Raw genomic sequence first — 15,872 nt, 5'->3', positions numbered from 1 at the left:
TCGCGCGCCGCGCCGGGGCCTTTATGGCCACCGCAAACCCGCCGGTCAGCGAACCGCAATGAATGTCCCATCGGTCAGCGGCAACGCGGATCAGGGCTGACATCGCGCCTTACCTGCCTGAGACCACAGGAGCCGGGCGTGGCGGCCGCGCCAAGCGTTCGCCGAGTATGATAGAGGTGCAAGGCCCGTGGACTTGGACCCCATGACGGCGCTTGGCTGCTGACGAAGGCTGGACGCGACGAACCTGCGTGCATCACGAGGCCCTGCGGAGCCTGAGCGGCGGCCGCGTGGTGGCAAGTTGTTGACCATCACCACGCCCACCCCGCACCCGGTCACCATAGCCACCAGTCGGACGGCGCGCCTTGGCAGGGGGTCCGCCGCCAACCGGCTGAGGCCGGTGAAAAGGGGGCAGCATGGCTTGGCCAAGACGCCGCAGGTTTCGGCCAGATCAAGCCAAGTCGCGCCGCGGCGCTGTGCGCCAATCTGCGGGGACGGTGGTCTGATCGCGCGGCGCATCGGCTTCTGGCCAAATGCTGCGCCAAGACCAGAGGTTCTGTTCGCGGGGAAGCTGTGGGCAGGGTTGAACGACACTCTGCTACCGTCAACCGGCAAGCGGGCCGGGGACGGCAGGAGGATGGGTCGATACAGGCCTGGGCATGGTCAGCGGTATCGACGACCGTCGGGCCGGCGAACGCTGGGCGCCAAAGCGTTTCGGCAGCGGGTCGCGGCCTTGCCTGATGGGTCGGACGTCAACCGGCGCGCCAGCACAAGCGATGGCAGGCGCTGATATGCTGGCCACACAGCACGGTCCAGCAAGACGGCCCCGCCCTGATCCGAGGGTCACGCCGGCCACGCGCCACAGCAGCCGTATCGCCCGGACCCGGCCTGTCGCGCGCCACCACAGGCGATGACAGTTGCTGACATGCTGGCCGCACAGCACGATCCGCAAGACCGCCCCGCCCTGATCCGAGTGTTGCGCCTGGCACGCTCCACGGCAGACGTATCGCCCGGCCCTTCGCGCGCCAAGACCCGTTGCCCCATGCCCCGGCGCGTGGCACAATCGCCGCGACCGGATCGCCAGAATCCGGCAGCGAATTGAGGCAAGATGCGCGCGTATTCCCCCCGTCGACTGACGCTGTTTCCGCTGATCTATGGCGGCGCCCTCGCGCTGATGGCGATCCTGTTTGCCTATGCCGCCGTGCAAGGCCAGTTCGGCATCTTGCGCCGCGTCCAGGTCGAGGCCGAGACCCAGACCTTGATCGAGGAACGCCAGGCCTTGCAGGATGAGGTGGCACGGATGGAAAACCTGACCCGCCGCCTGTCGGACGATTTTCTGGATCTGGACCTGCTGGATGAACGTGCTCGCGACATTCTGGGGCTGATGCGCGCCGATGATCTGGTGGTGCGCTAGGGCGCTTTGATCCGGTTAACGCGGCGTCAAGCCCGCGCACATGCCCGCGATACCGCTAACAAAATCGTGCGGCGCGCCGCGACGTGGCGTCATTTCGGTCTTGCCCTCGGGCCGAAATCACGACAGTTTAACGTTGAACTATTCCTGTGCATCCAAGGGAGACGCAACTGATGGCGGCACGCAAGGATCAGGATCAGGGCAAGGCCCGGTCCAATACCTCGAAAGATGAATTGCTGGGCTATTACCGCGAAATGCTGCTGATCCGGCGGTTCGAAGAGAAGGCCGGCCAGCTTTACGGCATGGGTCTGATCGGCGGTTTCTGCCACCTCTACATCGGGCAAGAGGCTGTCGTCGTGGGCCTTGAGGCTGCGGCGGAAGAGGGCGACAAGCGCATCACCAGCTATCGCGACCACGGGCACATGCTGGCCTGCGGCATGGACCCCAAGGGCGTCATGGCCGAGCTGACTGGGCGCGAGGGGGGGCTGTCCAAGGGCAAGGGCGGCTCGATGCACATGTTTTCCAAGGAAAAGCATTTCTATGGCGGGCATGGCATCGTCGGCGCGCAAGTGCCGCTGGGCGCGGGGCTGGCCTTTGCCGACAAATATCTGGGCAATGGCCGGGTGACGTTCACCTATTTCGGGGATGGCGCCGCCAACCAGGGCCAGGTCTATGAGACCTACAACATGGCCGAACTGTGGGATCTGCCGGTCATTTTCGTGATTGAAAACAACCAGTATGCCATGGGCACCAGCGTCAAGCGCTCGACCAAATCGACCACGCTCTATGGTCGGGGCGAGGCGTTCGGGATCCCCGGCGAACAGGTCGACGGCATGAACGTGCTGGCGGTGAAAGAGGCCGGCGAGCGCGCCGTTGCCCACTGCCGCGCGGGCAAAGGCCCCTATATCCTTGAGGTGATGACCTATCGCTATCGCGGCCATTCGATGTCGGACCCGGCGAAATACCGCACCCGCGAGGAAGTGCAGAAGATGCGCGACGAACGCGACCCGATCGAACAGGTCCGTTCCATGCTGCTGGAGGGCAAGCACGCCACCGAGGATGAGCTGAAGGCGATCGACAAGGACATCAAGGAGATCGTCAACGAGGCCGCCGAATATTCCAAGGACAGCCCCGAGCCTGCGCTCGATGAGCTGTGGACCGACATTTACGCGTAAGGGGGCAAAGACATGGCAACCGAAATCCTGATGCCGGCACTGTCCCCCACGATGGAGGAAGGCACGCTGGCGAAATGGTTGGTCAAGGAGGGAGACACGGTCACCTCGGGCCAGATCATCGCCGAGATCGAGACCGACAAGGCCACGATGGAGTTCGAGGCCGTCGACGAGGGCACCGTGGGCCGCATCCTGGTGGCCGAGGGTAGCCAGGGCGTCAAGGTGAACACGCCGATCATGGTGCTGGTGGACGAGGGCGAAAGCGCCGATGCGCTGCCGGAAAAGGCCGCAGCCAGGGCCTCCGCCAAGTCCTCCGCCAAGGCCGATGCGGCGCCGAAAGGCCCCGAGGATTCAGGCTCTGCCGACAGCGCCGCCCGCACCGCCGATGCCCCCGCCCAGCCGCGCCCGGAGCAGACGCCGGATTGGCCCGAGGGCACCAAGATGAAAACCATGACCGTGCGCGAGGCGTTGCGCGAGGCCATGGCCGAGGAGATGACCCGCGACGAGACCGTCTATCTGATGGGTGAGGAAGTCGGGGAATATCAGGGCGCCTACAAGATCAGCCAGGGCCTGCTGGACCAGTTTGGCGCAAAGCGGGTGATCGACACGCCGATCACCGAACATGGCTTTGCCGGTATCGCCGTCGGTTCGGCCTTCGGCGGGCTGCGCCCGATCGTCGAGTTCATGACCTTCAACTTTGCCATGCAGGCGATCGACCACATCATCAACTCGGCCGCCAAGACGCTGTATATGTCGGGCGGGCAGATGGGCTGTCCGATCGTCTTTCGCGGCCCCAACGGTGCCGCGGCCCGCGTCGGTGCCCAGCATTCACAGGATTACGCCGCCTGGTATGCGCAGGTGCCGGGCCTGAAGGTCGTGCAGCCCTATTCCGCCGCCGACGCCAAGGGCCTCTTGAAATCCGCGATCCGCGACCCGAACCCTGTGATCTTCCTGGAAAACGAGATCCTTTATGGTCGCAGCTTCGAGGTGCCGGATCTTGAGGATTTCACCGTCCCCTTCGGCAAGGCGAAGATCTGGCGCGAGGGCAAGGACGTCACCCTGGTCAGCTTTGGCATCGGCATGAGCCATGCGCTTGAAGCCGCCGCCACGCTGGAGAAAGAGGGGATCGACGCCGAGGTGATCGACCTGCGGACCCTTCGCCCGCTGGATTACGACACCGTTCTGGCCAGCGTGATGAAGACCAACCGCTGCGTCACCGTCGAAGAGGGCTGGCCGGTCGCCAGCATCGGCAACCACCTGTGCGCCGTGATCATGGAACGCGCCTTCGATTATCTGGACGCCCCGGTGATCAACTGCACGGGTAAGGACGTGCCGATGCCCTATGCCGCCAATCTGGAAAAACACGCGCTGATCACCCCGGCAGAAGTCGTCGCGGCGGTCAAGCAGGTCTGCTATCGCTAAGGGGGCAAGGATCATGGCAACCGAAATCCTGATGCCCGCCCTGTCCCCCACGATGGAGGAAGGCACGCTGGCCAGATGGCTGGTGAAAGAGGGCGACACCGTGAAATCCGGCGACATCATCGCCGAGATCGAAACCGACAAGGCCACGATGGAGTTCGAGGCCGTTGATGAGGGCAAGATCGGCAAGATCCTAGTCGCCGAGGGCAGCCAGGGCGTCAAGGTGAACACCCCGATCGCGCTGCTGCTGGACGAGGGTGAAAGCGCCGATACCGCGCCTGCCCCCAAGGCGGCACCCGCTGCGGCGCCGGTCGCGGAAAAGCCGACCGAGGCAGCCGCCGCGAAACCTGCCCCGGCCGCGCCCGCCAAGGCCGATGGCGACCGCATCTTCGCCTCGCCGCTGGCACGGCGCATCGCGGCCGACAAGGGCCTTGATCTGTCGTCGGTGACTGGCTCGGGTCCGCGCGGACGCATCGTCAAGGCCGATGTCGAGGCCGCCCAGCCGGGCGCGGCGAAGCCCGCGACCGCGGCCGCCGCTGCGACCAGCCCTGCCCCGGCCAAGGTCGCAGCGCCGCAGGGAGCCTCGGCCGACACGATCCTGAAAATCTATGCGGATCGCCAGACCGAGGAAGTCGCCCTGGACGGAATGCGCCGCACCATCGCCGCGCGCCTGGGCGAGGCCAAGCAGACGATCCCGCATTTCTATCTCCGCCGCAGCGCCAAGCTGGACGCGCTGATGGAGTTCCGCGCGACGCTGAACACGCAGCTTGAAAGCCGCAAGGTGAAACTGTCGGTCAACGACTTCATCATCAAGGCCTGCGCGCTTGCGCTGCAAGAGGTGCCGGACGCCAATGCCGTCTGGGCGGGCGACCGGATCCTGAAGCTGAAACCCTCGGACGTCGCCGTCGCTGTTGCGGTCGAAGGCGGGCTATTCACGCCCGTGCTGAAGGATGCCGACAAGAAAAGCCTGTCGGCCCTGTCCGGCGAGATGAAGGATCTGGCCAATCGTGCCAAGACCAAGAAGCTGGCTCCGCATGAATATCAGGGCGGCAGCTTTGCGATCTCGAACCTGGGGATGTTTGGCATCGAGAACTTCGACGCGGTGATCAACCCGCCGCATGGCGCGATCCTGGCCGTCGGTGCGGGGATTGCCACGCCGGTGGTCGAGGATGGCGCGGTGGTGATCCGCAACGTCATGTCGATGACGCTCAGCGTGGATCACCGGGTCATCGACGGCGCGCTTGGCGCCCAGCTGCTTGAGCGTATCGTGACGCATCTGGAAAACCCGGTCGGCATGCTGGCCTGACGCGGGGGCTTCTGAAACGACAGGAACCGGGGCCGCGGCCCCGGTTCTTTCATAATCAATCAGTTGCCAAGCAGATGGTTCATCGACAGCGCCGGTTCGTCGCAGCCGGCCTCGCCGACGACGCGCGCCGGAACACCGGCAACGGTCTTGCAGGGCGGCACTTCCTCCAGCACGACCGACCCCGCCGCGATACGCGAATGATCGCCCACGCGAATATTGCCCAGGATCTTCGCCCCCGCCCCGATCAGCACGCCATCACCGATCTTCGGATGGCGGTCGCCGTCCTCCTTGCCGGTGCCACCCAGGGTCACCGAATGCAGCATCGACACATTGTCACCGACAACCGCGGTTTCCCCGATCACGATGGAATGGGCGTGGTCGATCATCACGCCCCTTCCGATCCGTGCCGCCGGATGGATGTCGACGCCGAACGCCTCGGATGTCCGCATCTGCACGAAGTAAGACAGATCACGCCGACCCTGACGCCATAGCCAGTGCCCCAGGCGATAGGCCTGCAATGCCTGATAGCCCTTGAAGAACAGGACCGGCTGCAGATAGCGGTGGCAGGCCGGATCGCGGTCATAGACCGCCGCCAGATCGGCGCGCGCCGCATCGCCCAGGCTGGGATCGCTGGCATAGGCCTCATCGGCGATTTCCCGCAGGATCTGCTCGCTCATCTCACCCGAGGCGAGCTTCAGCGAAAATCGGTAAGCCAGGGCGCTTTCCAGGCTACGATGGTGCAGCAGCCCCGCATGGATCAGCGCGCCCAGCAGCGGCTCGTCACGCACGGCCGCCTCGGCCTCATGGCACAGCGCGCGCCACAGTGGGTCATGGGTTCGGATCTGGGTCGCGACGCTCATCGGCACCTCCGGCATGGGATGCCAATGACCTAGCGCGCATGGCGGGCTTTGACCACCCGCCACGCGCGGCGCCCTAATCACGCGGCAGCGCCAGTTCCAGGTAATGCACCGCGATGCGGACCGAACCGCCACTGAACGCGCCGCCCTCGGCTGTCAGCACCAGCGGCTCGGGCGACCAGAACGTCGTCGGCGCCCCCAACAGGCCCCGGCACCAACTGCCGCCATCCTTGCCCAGTCCCTGCCCGAACCGCGCCGGCGCGCCAGGCATTCCCAACGACCATCCGGTCAGCGTGCCGGTGATGCTGGTCACGACCCGCGCCGTCACCCCGACGATCATCGCCGGGCCGGGCAGCGCCCAGGCGGTGCTGTTCTCGGTGCCTGGCATCAGCTCATGCAGGTGTTCGGCAACGCCACACAGCAGCCCTGCGCCATGCGGCGACAGGCTCAGCGCGCCGACCTGCCAGCCAAGGCCATCGTGGATCGCGCCGACGCCGCGATCGGCAATCTGCGCGCGCCAACCTGCACGCGGCGTCAGGAAAATCCAGCCGCCGTTCTGGCCCACGGCGATCTGCCCCTCGTGCCCGGCCCAGTCGTTGACCGCGCCCGACGGCACCCCATAGGCCAATCCTTCGGCCACGGCCTCGGGCGGCGTGGTCAGGTCCAGCGTCACAAGGACCAGGTTCACCGCCGCGTCCAGACGCGACAGGGCCTCGTTCACGGTCACGTGTTTCTGTGCCTGCGCAGGCATCAGCAGCGGCAGGTTCAAACGGCTCGTTTCAGACATGCAGCACCATCCTTGCAAAAGCGCCCGGACCGAACAGGTCGGACATCTGGGCAATCAAGATCTCGACATCGGGTTGGCCTGCCAGCGACCGGATCAGCTCTGCCGACAGATCGCAACGCGGGCTGGTCACCGTCACCTCATGGCGAATGACACCCGCCTGGACGACCCGCAGCAGATAGGCCTCGGCCGCCTCGGCCAAAGGCACTTCGGCCGCCTCCCATGTATCGCCGCGCAGTCGCGTCCGGCGCGTCCAAGTGACACGACGCCCGCCGCCAGGCAGGGCAGCCAGGCGCAGGTGACACGGGGCATAGGGACGCAGCCCGATCCCCGCGAAAGCCTGCGTGCGCGCCACGAAGGACGGATCATCCCAAGGCCTGCGCGCGCTGCCGATCCGGTAATGCTGGGCCATCCCCACAGCCGACAGCGGCAGGTCAAGCTGCACTGCCGCCGCGTTCATCAGCACGACCAGCGATCCCTCGGGCCAGATGGCGGGCATCGTGCAATCCGTCCCCGCCTGACCGCGCAGGCGCTGCGCGATCGACCAGACCCCACCACCCAAAGGCGTGGCATCGCGGAACTGGAAAAGCTCCCACCGGTCGCTGCTGCCATCCCCGATTGCCATCAGATTGGCGCCGCTCAGCAACCCCGCCTCGGTGGTCGAGGCCAACGCGCCGCCCGGCATCTCCACCCTCAGCGCCGGGCCGCGGTCGATCATTCCCGGTCGCGCCGCCGCCAGCGGCTCAAGGCTGCGTCCGATCTGCGCCCGCATCGGGATCAGCCTGTTCAACCCATAGCCGCCATCGGCCTCGGCACTCGCGAACACCGCGACGCTGCCGGGCCAGGGCGTCGCTGTCGCCACCACATGCGGGGCATGGGCAACCTCGTCGCCGCGGATCAAGGGCAGGTCCAGAAACAGCGGAAAGACCGGGACGGCGGGGGTGAACGCGGTCACCGCCTCCGGCTTATCGGCCTCATGCCCCGCACGGTAAAGCGCGGGTTCGATCCGCGTGCCCTCCAACGTGACCGCGCCCGCCGACATGGCGTGATCCAGCCGGTAAAGGTCATCCTCCAGCGCCACGACATCGCCCGCACCCAGATGCGACAGTGACGGCGGCAGGCTCACCTTCACGCTGTCCTGCGCCAGCCGCGCCTCGGCCAGCCAGCGATGCGCCATGTGCCGCGCCTCGCCCTGGGTCAGCGCCATCACCAATTCGGTCTGCGCAACCCCGCTCATCCGCTCATCGGGCAGGATCGCCTCGACCGCGCGGTTGCGGTAATCGCCCTCGGCCTCGACAAAGCTCAGCCGCACCCGCCCGATCATGTCGGTCTCGGACTGCCGGGTCAGCGCGACCGCTCCGCCCTGATCCGTCACCGCCGCCTGGGACGGGTCGAGCCGCGCCGCAACCCGACCATGGCGCGACCGAAAGATCAGCCGCCCGTCGCGCTCGATCGCATCGAAGCCGTGCGCCACCATCAGCGGCTGCAACAGCGCCCGACCGGTTTCCCCACCCATCCCCAGATAGCCACGCACCACGCCGTCAAGGCCGCTGACGTCCGCTTCGACACCCGCGACGCGGCAGATCTCGGCCACGACATCAGCCATATGCTGATTGCCCGCCCGCCCGTTCAGCCAATGCCCGCGGGCATAGGCTGGGCCATCCGACCAAAGATCGGCCAGCCCCGGAAACTGCGGAAACGGCCGCGCGTCCCAGGCCCAGACATGGGCGCGGGCAAGGTCGATCATCGGGCCGCCATAGATCGCCGAAACCGGGTTGTTCTCGGCCTTGCCCCAATGGCCCAGAACCGCGCGAAGGTACTGCATCTGCATCAGATCATCGCGTTGCCCGGTCGAGAAATACGGCAGCGACGATTCCGAGCTGAAGCGATCGATGAACTTGTTGGGCTGATTGGTGCCCTTGTCGATCGCCGCGCAGCCCAGTTCGGTGAACCAGATCGGCTTCATGCCCGGCCGCCAGGCCGTGCGCGGCCCCCTCACGCCACCCACACGGTCGTGATGCTCATGCGACCACCAGCCTCGCAGGTCCTTGCTGCGCCAGATCCAGTCCTCACCATGCGCATCATCACGGATGGGCGTGCGGATCTGCGCCGCGCGATGCGCCGGGTCGGCATAGAACCAGTCGAAATACTCGCCACCCTCGACCTGGCCCGCCAGATAATCCGGCGCATGAACCGATCCCGCGGCCGCATCCAGATGCGCGTCGCCCTCGCGCCAGTCCGACAGGGGAAGGTAATTGTCGATCCCCACAAAGTCGATCTGCGGATCGGCCCACAGCGGATCAAGATGGAAAAGCACGTCGCCATTACCGGGGCGGTAGCCGAAATATTCGCTCCAGTCCGCCGCATAGCCGATCTTGCAGCTTGGCCCCAGAACTGCGCGGCAATCGGCTGCCAACTGCCGCAAGGCGGTGACTGCCGGAAAGCTGTTCCCCGGCCCGCGCAGGGTCGTCAGCCCCACCATTTCCGAACCGATGCAGAACGCGCCGACACCCCCCGCTTGCGCGCAAAGATGCGCGTAATGCAGCACCATACGGCGATAGCCCCAGTCGTCTGGGCGCGCGCAGGTGATACGCCCGTCGGGATCGGCGCTGAAATCCTGCGGCTGAACGGCGCCCATGAACGCGGCAACCTCGGCCTCGACCGCCGCTGTGCCATCGGGCGATCCGGCGTGGCCTGGCGCGACGCTGGCTGTGATCCGCCCCCGCCACGGCATCACCGGCTGTTCATCGCCGCCATAAGGGTCCGGCAGGCGATTGCCCGCCACCTGCTCCATCAGGATAAACGGATAGAACATCACATTCTGCCCCGCGGCCTTCAGCGCCCGGATCCCCTCGATCACGGCGGCATCGGCGGGCGTGCCGCCATAGATCGGCGCGCCATCGCGCTGCGTGACCTGCCCTGCCATCGCGCGTGCCAGCCCGCTTACTGCCCACGGCATCGCCGCCGCATCCTGCTCGCGCTGTTCGACCTTGGGTTGCACGCGGCACTCGCCGCAGCGCAGATCATTGCCGAACCAGCTGACCACCAGCGAGACCGACCGGCAATTCGGCAACTGGCCCCGCATCTGCACCAGCGAGGCCGCCAGATCCGTCCGCCCCAGCGGGCTGTGCTGGTTCAGGCTGACCGCCTGCCCCAACCCCTTGTCGATCTGCACGGGCGTTGTCGCCAGCGCATATTCGCCGGTGCCGGGGATCAGCGCGACACCCCGCACCATGGCGCCCGCGCTACCGGTGCCCGCGGCAGGCCGCAGCACCTCAAAGGTGAATTGCGGAACGCGATTGCCAAAGGCTGCCAAGGCCAGATCCTCGATCACCACATAGGCGATCCCGCGATAGGCGGGCGCACGCCCCTGGCCCGCGACCGCCTCGATCAAGGCGTCCGGCTCCTGCGTCTCGGAACCGGGATAAAAGCGCAGGTTCAGATCGTCGGGGTTGATCTCGACGCCATCGGCCCAGATCCGCGCGATATCGCTGGCCTCGCCCTCGCACAGGGCAATCGCCAGGCTGACAGTATAGCTGTGCTCGCTCATCCTCGGTCGCGGCGCGCCCTTGCCGCCACGGGTCGTCACCGTCTCCTCGAACGGGCCGGCCCAGATTACCTGACCCGGCAGCCGCATCCGCCCCCACAGACGCGCGACCGGCGTGCCCTCGGATGCGCCGGTCAGACGCAGCCGGTCGATGCGCCCGGTCTCGACGACGCGCGATCCGCCGCCCAGCAGCCGCTGGTCGATCATCCGGCCAACGGTGGCCCCGACAGCGCGGCCGATGACCGCACCCGACAGGCCCAGGATGGTGCCGCCAAAGCCGCCGCCGATCATTGCACCGGCAGCCGACAACAGGATGGTCGCCATGGAAAACCCCTTCGTTAAAGCCCCCGCCCGGCCGGAAAGGCAAAGCGCGCGACGATGCGCCGCGACCAGCCCGACGTCAGCGCCGTCTCGATCACGCCGCAGCGGTCATAGGCATGGATGAAGCGGCCCGGCTGACTGGCCAGGCCCAGATGTTTGGCAATCGCGCCGGGTCGCATCCGAAACAGCAGCACCTGCCCCGGCATCAGCGGCACGCCGTCACCGCAGGGCAGCAGATGCCGCAGCCCGGCGGCCCACAGCTTTTCGTCGCCCCCCGCTTCGGCCCAATCGGGGGTGTAGGCGGGCACTGCCTCTGGCTCGGCCCCGTAAAGCTCGCGCCACAGCCCCCGGATCAGCCCCAGGCAGTCGCAGCCGATCTGGCGCGACGCCGCCTGATGCAGATAGGGCGTGCCGATCCAGCCCCGCGCCAGTGCCACCACCTTGGCCCCGTCAACGCCGCCGCTCATGCGCCACCCCGTGCGCGATCTGGCGCCTGCGCGGGCGAGGCCATCAGCCAATCCTCGCCCGGAATATGCGGAAAGCCGCGAAAGTTCATGAAATTGTTGAACTTCAGGCGACAGGTTTCGGCGGATTTATCACAGCCGGGCCAGAGCCGCAGACGCTCGCCGGCCATCAGCGGCGCGCCGATGGCCTGCCACATCTCAAGCCGATGGCGACCATCGGGCAACCGTTGATCGCCCCGCACCAGGCCCGACAGACCGGCTGCCTGGCCCTCGACCACCTCGACGCGCCCACCCGTGAACCAGCCATCATCAAAGCCGCCCAGCTCGTCGAGCTCGATGATCCGGTTGCCCTCGACACTGGCGATGACCGCCTCTGTGGCCATGCCCGGCTGATCCAACCGCGCCCGGCACTGACCATCGCCAAGCACGGCGGCGCAGCGTGGGTGATAGATCCGCCCCTGCTCGCGGTTCAGCGCGTCGGCAAGGCCACGCAGCTCGGCCGTGAAGCCGCCGCCACGCCGCGTCACCTCGCCCAGATGGCCGCGAAAGATCACCCGGCGTTGCGCCACATCGGCCCAGTTCACCTGCCAGACAGTCACCTCGGCGCCGTCATAGCGACCCGCCGCGATGTCGGCCTCGGTGATTGCCTCCGCTGACAGCACGCCCGCGGCCTCGGTATTGTCGACCGACAGACCCGTCGCCTGTTCAAAGGCGCGCGCGGTCAGCCCGGCATCGGCGGCAAAGTCGACGCCATCGAAGCGCAGCGCCCGGTCGTGATCGGTAAAGCCCAGCACCGGGCCATCGCGCCGCGCCACCGCCCAGGCCCGCGCCACCGTGGTGACGCCGCCCGCCAGATGTGCCTGAAGATCGTCGCTCACAGCCGCACCTCCAGCACCGGAACCTGCGGCATGTCGCCCGCCTGAAACGACGCGACCGAGACCATCACCCGGTCGGTATCGAACCGCACCGGAACATCGAACTCGAACCCTGCATGAACCTCCGCACCCTCAGGCGGGGCGGTCACGAAGGTCACGAGACCGGTGGTGTCATCCACCTGGAAATGCTCTGCCTCTTGCAGCCGCTCGCGCTCGACACCCACCACCACCGTGCCGCGCACCGGCTTCAGGATGCGCCGCTGATACCGCCCCGGACCCGAGGTATAGGTCTTGACCAGTTGAAACGTCGTCGTCCGCCCGTCACCCACGCCGATCAACTGATCCTCGAACTGCACGGGGCGCGAGGGCAGCCCGCTTTTGTAATCCGACCAGTCCTTCCAGCGAAAGCCGTGCAGCTGGCCCTGGCGTGCCTCGAAAAAGCCGATCAGCGCCTCGACGTCGTCCAGGCTGCGCAGGCCGACACCCGCGTCATAGCGGCGGCGGCTGTCGGCCCAGGGGGTGTTGCGCTCCTCGAAACCGTTCTGCAATTCGACGATCTCGGTGCGCCGTTCGGGGCCGCCGACCGATCCGAAGGACAGGTTGGCGGGAAAGCGGATTTCGTGAAAGGCCATGATGAAACCTCAGCGGTTGCGGTCGCCGCGCGACAGGGCGCGGTTGATCTGGGCGGCGATCTGGCTTTGGCTACGCGAAAATCCCGCGACATCGGGGGTTTGCACGTTCACCGTCACGCTGACGGCGCGCCCGCCACCCGCGCCGCGCACACCCAGGCGACCATCGGGTCCGCGCGCCAGCGGCATGATCGCCTCTGGCCCGGCCTCGCCCATCAGCCCGGTCCCGCCGCGCATCGGAAAGGTCGTGGGGCTGGCCACCACGCCGCCGCGGGCAAAGGGCATCACCCGGCCCTGCGCGAACGCGCCCCCCGCAGCAAAGGGCATCGCGCCCGACAAAAGCCCGTTCATGCTGCCCGCGACAGCCCCGCCAAGCGCGTCCTGCACCGGCTTCATGGCGATGGCATAAACGGTGTCGGCCATCGACCGCGCCACCCCCTTCAGCGCGTCCGACAGCTTGGCGCCGTCGAACGCCACCCCGTCGAAGGCCCGCCGCAGGCTGCCGCCAAAGCTGGTGCCCATCGCCGCGACTTCGCGGCTGGCAAAGGTCATGCTGTGCCGCATTCCGTCCAGCTCGGCGCTGAAACTGGCGCTCATCTGCGCCGCCGCCGCAAGTGATCGTTCCAGCCGCGCCGCCTCATCACCCATGCCCGCATCGGGCCGGTCAGCTTCCCACATCGATCGTCTCCCGTGTCACCTGATCGGGCCAGGCGGCAGCCAGTGCCGCCAGGCGATTGCGATCCATCGGCGCGGCCTCGGCCCCCGACAGACCCAGCATCAGCGCCAGTTCCGCCGGGGTCAGCGCCCAGAACCGGTCGGGGTCCAGCCCCAGGCCCCCGATGCCGGCCCGCATCAGGCCGGGCCAATCCAGCCCGCCCGCCATGGCTCAGCCCCCCGCGCCAGGCCCGAAGGCCCGCGCCAGCAGCGCCGCCGCCAGTCGCGCGGCAACGACCGGGCCGCTGGCCCGACCATCGCCCACCTCGACCGCCAACAGATCGTCAAAGCCGCCCTTCCAGCCACCGCCGCGCAGCCCCGCGACGATCAGCGCCAGCACGTCGCGCGTGGAAAACCGCCCCGCCTCGAAGCGTTCCACCAGATCGACCATGCCCCCGGCCTGCATCTCGGCCTCCAGTTCGGCCAGCGCCCCCAGCGTCAGCCGGGCCGTCACCGGCGCGCCGTTCAGCCAGATTTCCACCTCACCCCGATGCGGATTGACCATCACAGCACCACAAAGCTCAGCGCCCCGGCCGAGGCCATGGCCAGTTCATAGGTCGCCTCGCCGTTGTGGCTGCCGGCATAGTCGATCGCCGTCACCATGAACGGCCCCTCGATCACGCCGAAATCGGGGATGATGACCTGGAATTGCGGCACCTCGCCGTCGAAAAAGATCTGCCGGGCGCGGGCGTCGGTGGCGGCGTCCTTGAACACGCCCGATCCCGACAGCTGCGCCGATTTGACGCCAGCCCCGCCCAGCAGCTCGCGCCAGCCCCCGGCGCTTTCCAGACTGGTCACATCGACCGTCTCGGCGTTGAAGCTGATCCGCGTGGCCCGCAGACCCGCGATGGTTTCAAATTGCCCGCCGCCGGTCAGATCAACCTTGATCAGCAGGTCTTTGCCATTCTGTGCAGCCATCTTCAGTCCCCTTGAAAATCAATCCGCGCGCGAAAGCTCAGGTCGATGCGGCGCGCCTGCCCCGCCTCGACCCGCCGCGCCTTGGCCCGCAGGAAATGCAGACCGACCAACCGCCCCCGCGCCAGCAACAAGGGCGCGTCGACCAGCGCGTCCGACACCGCGACGGCCACCGCCTTGGCGGCCTGAAACCCCGCCTGATCGGTCACTACCGAAACGGTGAACTCATGTTCGGCGCCATCACCTGTCATGTCGCTGGCGTCCTTGACATCCTCGGGGCCGATGGCCAGCCAGGTGCCACCCGGCGTGCCCTCGGGCAGCGCGTCATGGATCGCGTCACCCACCAGCCCCGCCAGCACCGCCGATCCGCGAAGCCGCTGAAACACCGCCGCCTGAAGCGCCGCGGCTGCCGCATAGCTCATGCCACCACCTCCTCGACTGCCGAGATCACCAGATACAGCCCGCGCGTATCGCCCTCCGAGACCGCCAGGATGCGGAACTGCCGCGCGCCCTCACGCAGCCGCTGGGCGGGCGCGGGCCGCAGCGGATGGCCGACCGGCACCGCCCGCAGCGTGATGCGATAGGGGGTGGCGGCGGTCGCGTGAAACTCGCCCCCCGTCACCCGGCCCGTGCCCGGCGCGACCTCGGCCCAGACCGTGCCGCGCGCCACCCAAGCCTCGGCGAAGCCGCCCATGCCGTCGGCGCGCCGCTCGCGCGCCTCCAGCAGCAGCGCCCGGTTCAGCCGAACGCGATTGACCTGCGCCCCGCTCATCGCCGCCCCCTGCCGCCCAGGATGCGGACCGACCGGAACCGCTCGATCAGCGCCGAGACGCCAAACGGCAGCGCCGCCGCCTGCCCCTGCCCGCCCTCGACGCGATCCTCATGATAGCGCGCCGCCAACAGCATGACCGCGTGCCGCAGATCGGGCGGCACCTGATCCCACTGGGTTGCAAAACCGGCGGTAAAGTCGATCTCGACAAAGCCATCGTCATCCACCGCCGGCAGCGCGCCGCCACGGCCACTGACGCGCGGGCGGTGCAGATCGGCGACCAGCCGCCAGCGCGCCGGATCGACGACGTGCCGCGTGCCGTCGCCCGCGATCACCGCGACCTCATGCACCTGGGCCACCGGTGCCAGCGGCAAGGGCTGGCCATCCGCATCCCGCCAGCCCGCGAACCGCCAGCGAAACCGGCGCGCGATCAGCACCTTGCCGGTGCGCGCCTCGATTGCGGCCATCGCCGCGCGAAGATGCGTGCCCAAAAGGCCATCGGCCGTGCCGCCATCCGCGCCCCCCAGCCGCAGCTGGTCACGCAATTCCTGAATGGGCAGCGCCGCCGCAGCCAGCGCGCCCTCCTCGATCACCATCATCGGTGCCTCCACGACCTGCTGAAACCTGCCCCAAAGGGGCGCAACGGGGCGGTCCGGGCGCGCTGCGCTCGGACAGGGAACGGCTAGGAACAG

Annotated in this window: 17 protein-coding genes; 4 read left to right on the top strand and 13 right to left on the bottom strand. The window is 67.6% G+C overall.

From position 1 onward, the window contains the following. Positions 1-1,105: 1,105 nt before the first annotated feature. The 4 genes from ACEYYA_RS12290 to ACEYYA_RS12275 all read left to right on the top strand — a co-directional run bounded on the left by ACEYYA_RS12290 (position 1,106) and on the right by ACEYYA_RS12275 (position 5,305). Positions 1,106-1,411 (top strand): FtsB family cell division protein, encoded by a 306-nt coding sequence (locus ACEYYA_RS12290; protein ID WP_374801047.1) that lies wholly within the window; start codon positions 1,106-1,108, stop codon positions 1,409-1,411. Positions 1,412-1,581: 170 nt separating this feature from the next. After that, positions 1,582-2,583 carry a pyruvate dehydrogenase (acetyl-transferring) E1 component subunit alpha gene (gene pdhA, locus ACEYYA_RS12285; protein ID WP_374801046.1) on the top strand — a complete coding sequence of 334 codons (1,002 nt, stop codon included), beginning with the start codon at positions 1,582-1,584 and terminating at the stop codon, positions 2,581-2,583. 12 nt (positions 2,584-2,595) lie between these two features. Further along, positions 2,596-4,002: a pyruvate dehydrogenase complex E1 component subunit beta gene (locus tag ACEYYA_RS12280; protein ID WP_374801045.1), complete on the top strand. Its 1,407-nt coding sequence runs from the start codon at positions 2,596-2,598 to the stop codon at positions 4,000-4,002. 13 nt (positions 4,003-4,015) lie between these two features. Then, positions 4,016-5,305 carry a pyruvate dehydrogenase complex dihydrolipoamide acetyltransferase gene (locus tag ACEYYA_RS12275; RefSeq protein ID WP_374801043.1) on the top strand — a complete coding sequence of 430 codons (1,290 nt, stop codon included), beginning with the start codon at positions 4,016-4,018 and terminating at the stop codon, positions 5,303-5,305. A 59-nt stretch (positions 5,306-5,364) separates the two neighbouring features. Here the strand turns inward: ACEYYA_RS12275 and cysE are convergent, their stop codons facing one another. The 13 genes from cysE to ACEYYA_RS12210 all read right to left on the bottom strand — a co-directional run bounded on the left by cysE (position 5,365) and on the right by ACEYYA_RS12210 (position 15,779). Continuing rightward, positions 5,365-6,165 (bottom strand): serine O-acetyltransferase, encoded by an 801-nt coding sequence (gene cysE / locus ACEYYA_RS12270; protein WP_374801041.1) that lies wholly within the window; start codon positions 6,163-6,165, stop codon positions 5,365-5,367. 73 nt (positions 6,166-6,238) lie between these two features. Next, entirely contained in the window at positions 6,239-6,949 is a 711-nt protein-coding gene (locus ACEYYA_RS12265) for a DUF2793 domain-containing protein (protein WP_374801039.1), read from the bottom strand. Continuing rightward, on the bottom strand, positions 6,942-10,817 hold the full coding sequence (locus ACEYYA_RS12260; protein WP_374801037.1) for a baseplate multidomain protein megatron: 3,876 nt from the start codon (positions 10,815-10,817) through the stop codon (positions 6,942-6,944). The genes ACEYYA_RS12265 and ACEYYA_RS12260 overlap by 8 nt, the downstream gene beginning before the upstream one ends. A 14-nt stretch (positions 10,818-10,831) precedes the next feature. Beyond that, positions 10,832-11,281, bottom strand: a complete 450-nt coding sequence (locus tag ACEYYA_RS12255; RefSeq protein ID WP_374801035.1) for a C40 family peptidase — start codon at positions 11,279-11,281, stop codon at positions 10,832-10,834. Further along, positions 11,278-12,156, bottom strand: coding sequence for a DUF2163 domain-containing protein (locus ACEYYA_RS12250; protein WP_374801033.1), 879 nt, complete (start codon positions 12,154-12,156; stop codon positions 11,278-11,280). The genes ACEYYA_RS12255 and ACEYYA_RS12250 overlap by 4 nt, the downstream gene beginning before the upstream one ends. Continuing rightward, positions 12,153-12,785 (bottom strand): phage distal tail protein, Rcc01695 family, encoded by a 633-nt coding sequence (locus tag ACEYYA_RS12245; protein WP_374801031.1) that lies wholly within the window; start codon positions 12,783-12,785, stop codon positions 12,153-12,155. The genes ACEYYA_RS12250 and ACEYYA_RS12245 overlap by 4 nt, the downstream gene beginning before the upstream one ends. A gap of 9 nt (positions 12,786-12,794) precedes the next feature. After that, a complete protein-coding gene (locus ACEYYA_RS12240) occupies positions 12,795-13,460 on the bottom strand; it encodes a phage tail tape measure protein (RefSeq protein WP_374801029.1) in 666 nt (221 codons plus the stop codon). Continuing rightward, complete coding sequence (locus ACEYYA_RS12235) at positions 13,447-13,665, bottom strand: rcc01693 family protein (protein WP_374801027.1); 219 nt, start codon at positions 13,663-13,665, stop codon at positions 13,447-13,449. The genes ACEYYA_RS12240 and ACEYYA_RS12235 overlap by 14 nt, the downstream gene beginning before the upstream one ends. A 3-nt stretch (positions 13,666-13,668) precedes the next feature. Further along, positions 13,669-14,001, bottom strand: a complete 333-nt coding sequence (locus ACEYYA_RS12230; protein ID WP_374801025.1) for a gene transfer agent family protein — start codon at positions 13,999-14,001, stop codon at positions 13,669-13,671. Then, the gene (locus ACEYYA_RS12225) at positions 14,001-14,414 is read right to left on the bottom strand and encodes a phage major tail protein, TP901-1 family (protein WP_374801023.1); all 414 of its coding nucleotides are present in this window, start codon (positions 14,412-14,414) and stop codon (positions 14,001-14,003) included. Before ACEYYA_RS12225 ends, ACEYYA_RS12230 begins: the two co-directional genes overlap by 1 nt. 2 nt (positions 14,415-14,416) lie before the next feature. Further along, entirely contained in the window at positions 14,417-14,833 is a 417-nt protein-coding gene (locus tag ACEYYA_RS12220; protein ID WP_374801021.1) for a DUF3168 domain-containing protein, read from the bottom strand. Next, positions 14,830-15,183: a head-tail adaptor protein gene (locus ACEYYA_RS12215; protein WP_374801019.1), complete on the bottom strand. Its 354-nt coding sequence runs from the start codon at positions 15,181-15,183 to the stop codon at positions 14,830-14,832. Before ACEYYA_RS12215 ends, ACEYYA_RS12220 begins: the two co-directional genes overlap by 4 nt. Next, complete coding sequence (locus tag ACEYYA_RS12210; RefSeq protein WP_374801017.1) at positions 15,180-15,779, bottom strand: head-tail connector protein; 600 nt, start codon at positions 15,777-15,779, stop codon at positions 15,180-15,182. Before ACEYYA_RS12210 ends, ACEYYA_RS12215 begins: the two co-directional genes overlap by 4 nt. Between the last annotated feature and the right edge of the window lie 93 nt (positions 15,780-15,872).

It is taken from the genome of Paracoccus zhouxuedongae (assembly GCF_041927815.1).
GTDB lineage: Bacteria > Pseudomonadota > Alphaproteobacteria > Rhodobacterales > Rhodobacteraceae > Paracoccus.
Note: the sequence above shows the minus strand (reverse complement) of the source record. Positions and strands in the feature narration are given on the sequence as shown.

Bases quoted from the DNA above. Each gene is read 5' to 3' on its own strand.
- ACEYYA_RS12275 (WP_374801043.1), top strand. From the start codon at position 4,016: ATGGCAACCGAAATCCTGATGCCCGCCCTGTCCCCCACGATGGAGGAA.
- ACEYYA_RS12280 (WP_374801045.1), top strand. From the start codon at position 2,596: ATGGCAACCGAAATCCTGATGCCGGCACTGTCCCCCACGATGGAGGAA.
- ACEYYA_RS12265 (WP_374801039.1), bottom strand. From the start codon at position 6,949: ATGTCTGAAACGAGCCGTTTGAACCTGCCGCTGCTGATGCCTGCGCAG.
- ACEYYA_RS12220 (WP_374801021.1), bottom strand. From the start codon at position 14,833: ATGAGCTATGCGGCAGCCGCGGCGCTTCAGGCGGCGGTGTTTCAGCGG.
- ACEYYA_RS12240 (WP_374801029.1), bottom strand. From the start codon at position 13,460: ATGTGGGAAGCTGACCGGCCCGATGCGGGCATGGGTGATGAGGCGGCG.
- ACEYYA_RS12235 (WP_374801027.1), bottom strand. From the start codon at position 13,665: ATGGCGGGCGGGCTGGATTGGCCCGGCCTGATGCGGGCCGGCATCGGG.
- cysE (WP_374801041.1), bottom strand. From the start codon at position 6,165: ATGAGCGTCGCGACCCAGATCCGAACCCATGACCCACTGTGGCGCGCG.
- ACEYYA_RS12215 (WP_374801019.1), bottom strand. From the start codon at position 15,183: ATGAGCGGGGCGCAGGTCAATCGCGTTCGGCTGAACCGGGCGCTGCTG.
- ACEYYA_RS12245 (WP_374801031.1), bottom strand. From the start codon at position 12,785: ATGGCCTTTCACGAAATCCGCTTTCCCGCCAACCTGTCCTTCGGATCG.
- ACEYYA_RS12225 (WP_374801023.1), bottom strand. From the start codon at position 14,414: ATGGCTGCACAGAATGGCAAAGACCTGCTGATCAAGGTTGATCTGACC.
- pdhA (WP_374801046.1), top strand. From the start codon at position 1,582: ATGGCGGCACGCAAGGATCAGGATCAGGGCAAGGCCCGGTCCAATACC.
- ACEYYA_RS12290 (WP_374801047.1), top strand. From the start codon at position 1,106: ATGCGCGCGTATTCCCCCCGTCGACTGACGCTGTTTCCGCTGATCTAT.
- ACEYYA_RS12210 (WP_374801017.1), bottom strand. From the start codon at position 15,779: ATGATGGTGATCGAGGAGGGCGCGCTGGCTGCGGCGGCGCTGCCCATT.
- ACEYYA_RS12260 (WP_374801037.1), bottom strand. From the start codon at position 10,817: ATGGCGACCATCCTGTTGTCGGCTGCCGGTGCAATGATCGGCGGCGGC.
- ACEYYA_RS12255 (WP_374801035.1), bottom strand. From the start codon at position 11,281: ATGAGCGGCGGCGTTGACGGGGCCAAGGTGGTGGCACTGGCGCGGGGC.
- ACEYYA_RS12230 (WP_374801025.1), bottom strand. From the start codon at position 14,001: ATGGTCAATCCGCATCGGGGTGAGGTGGAAATCTGGCTGAACGGCGCG.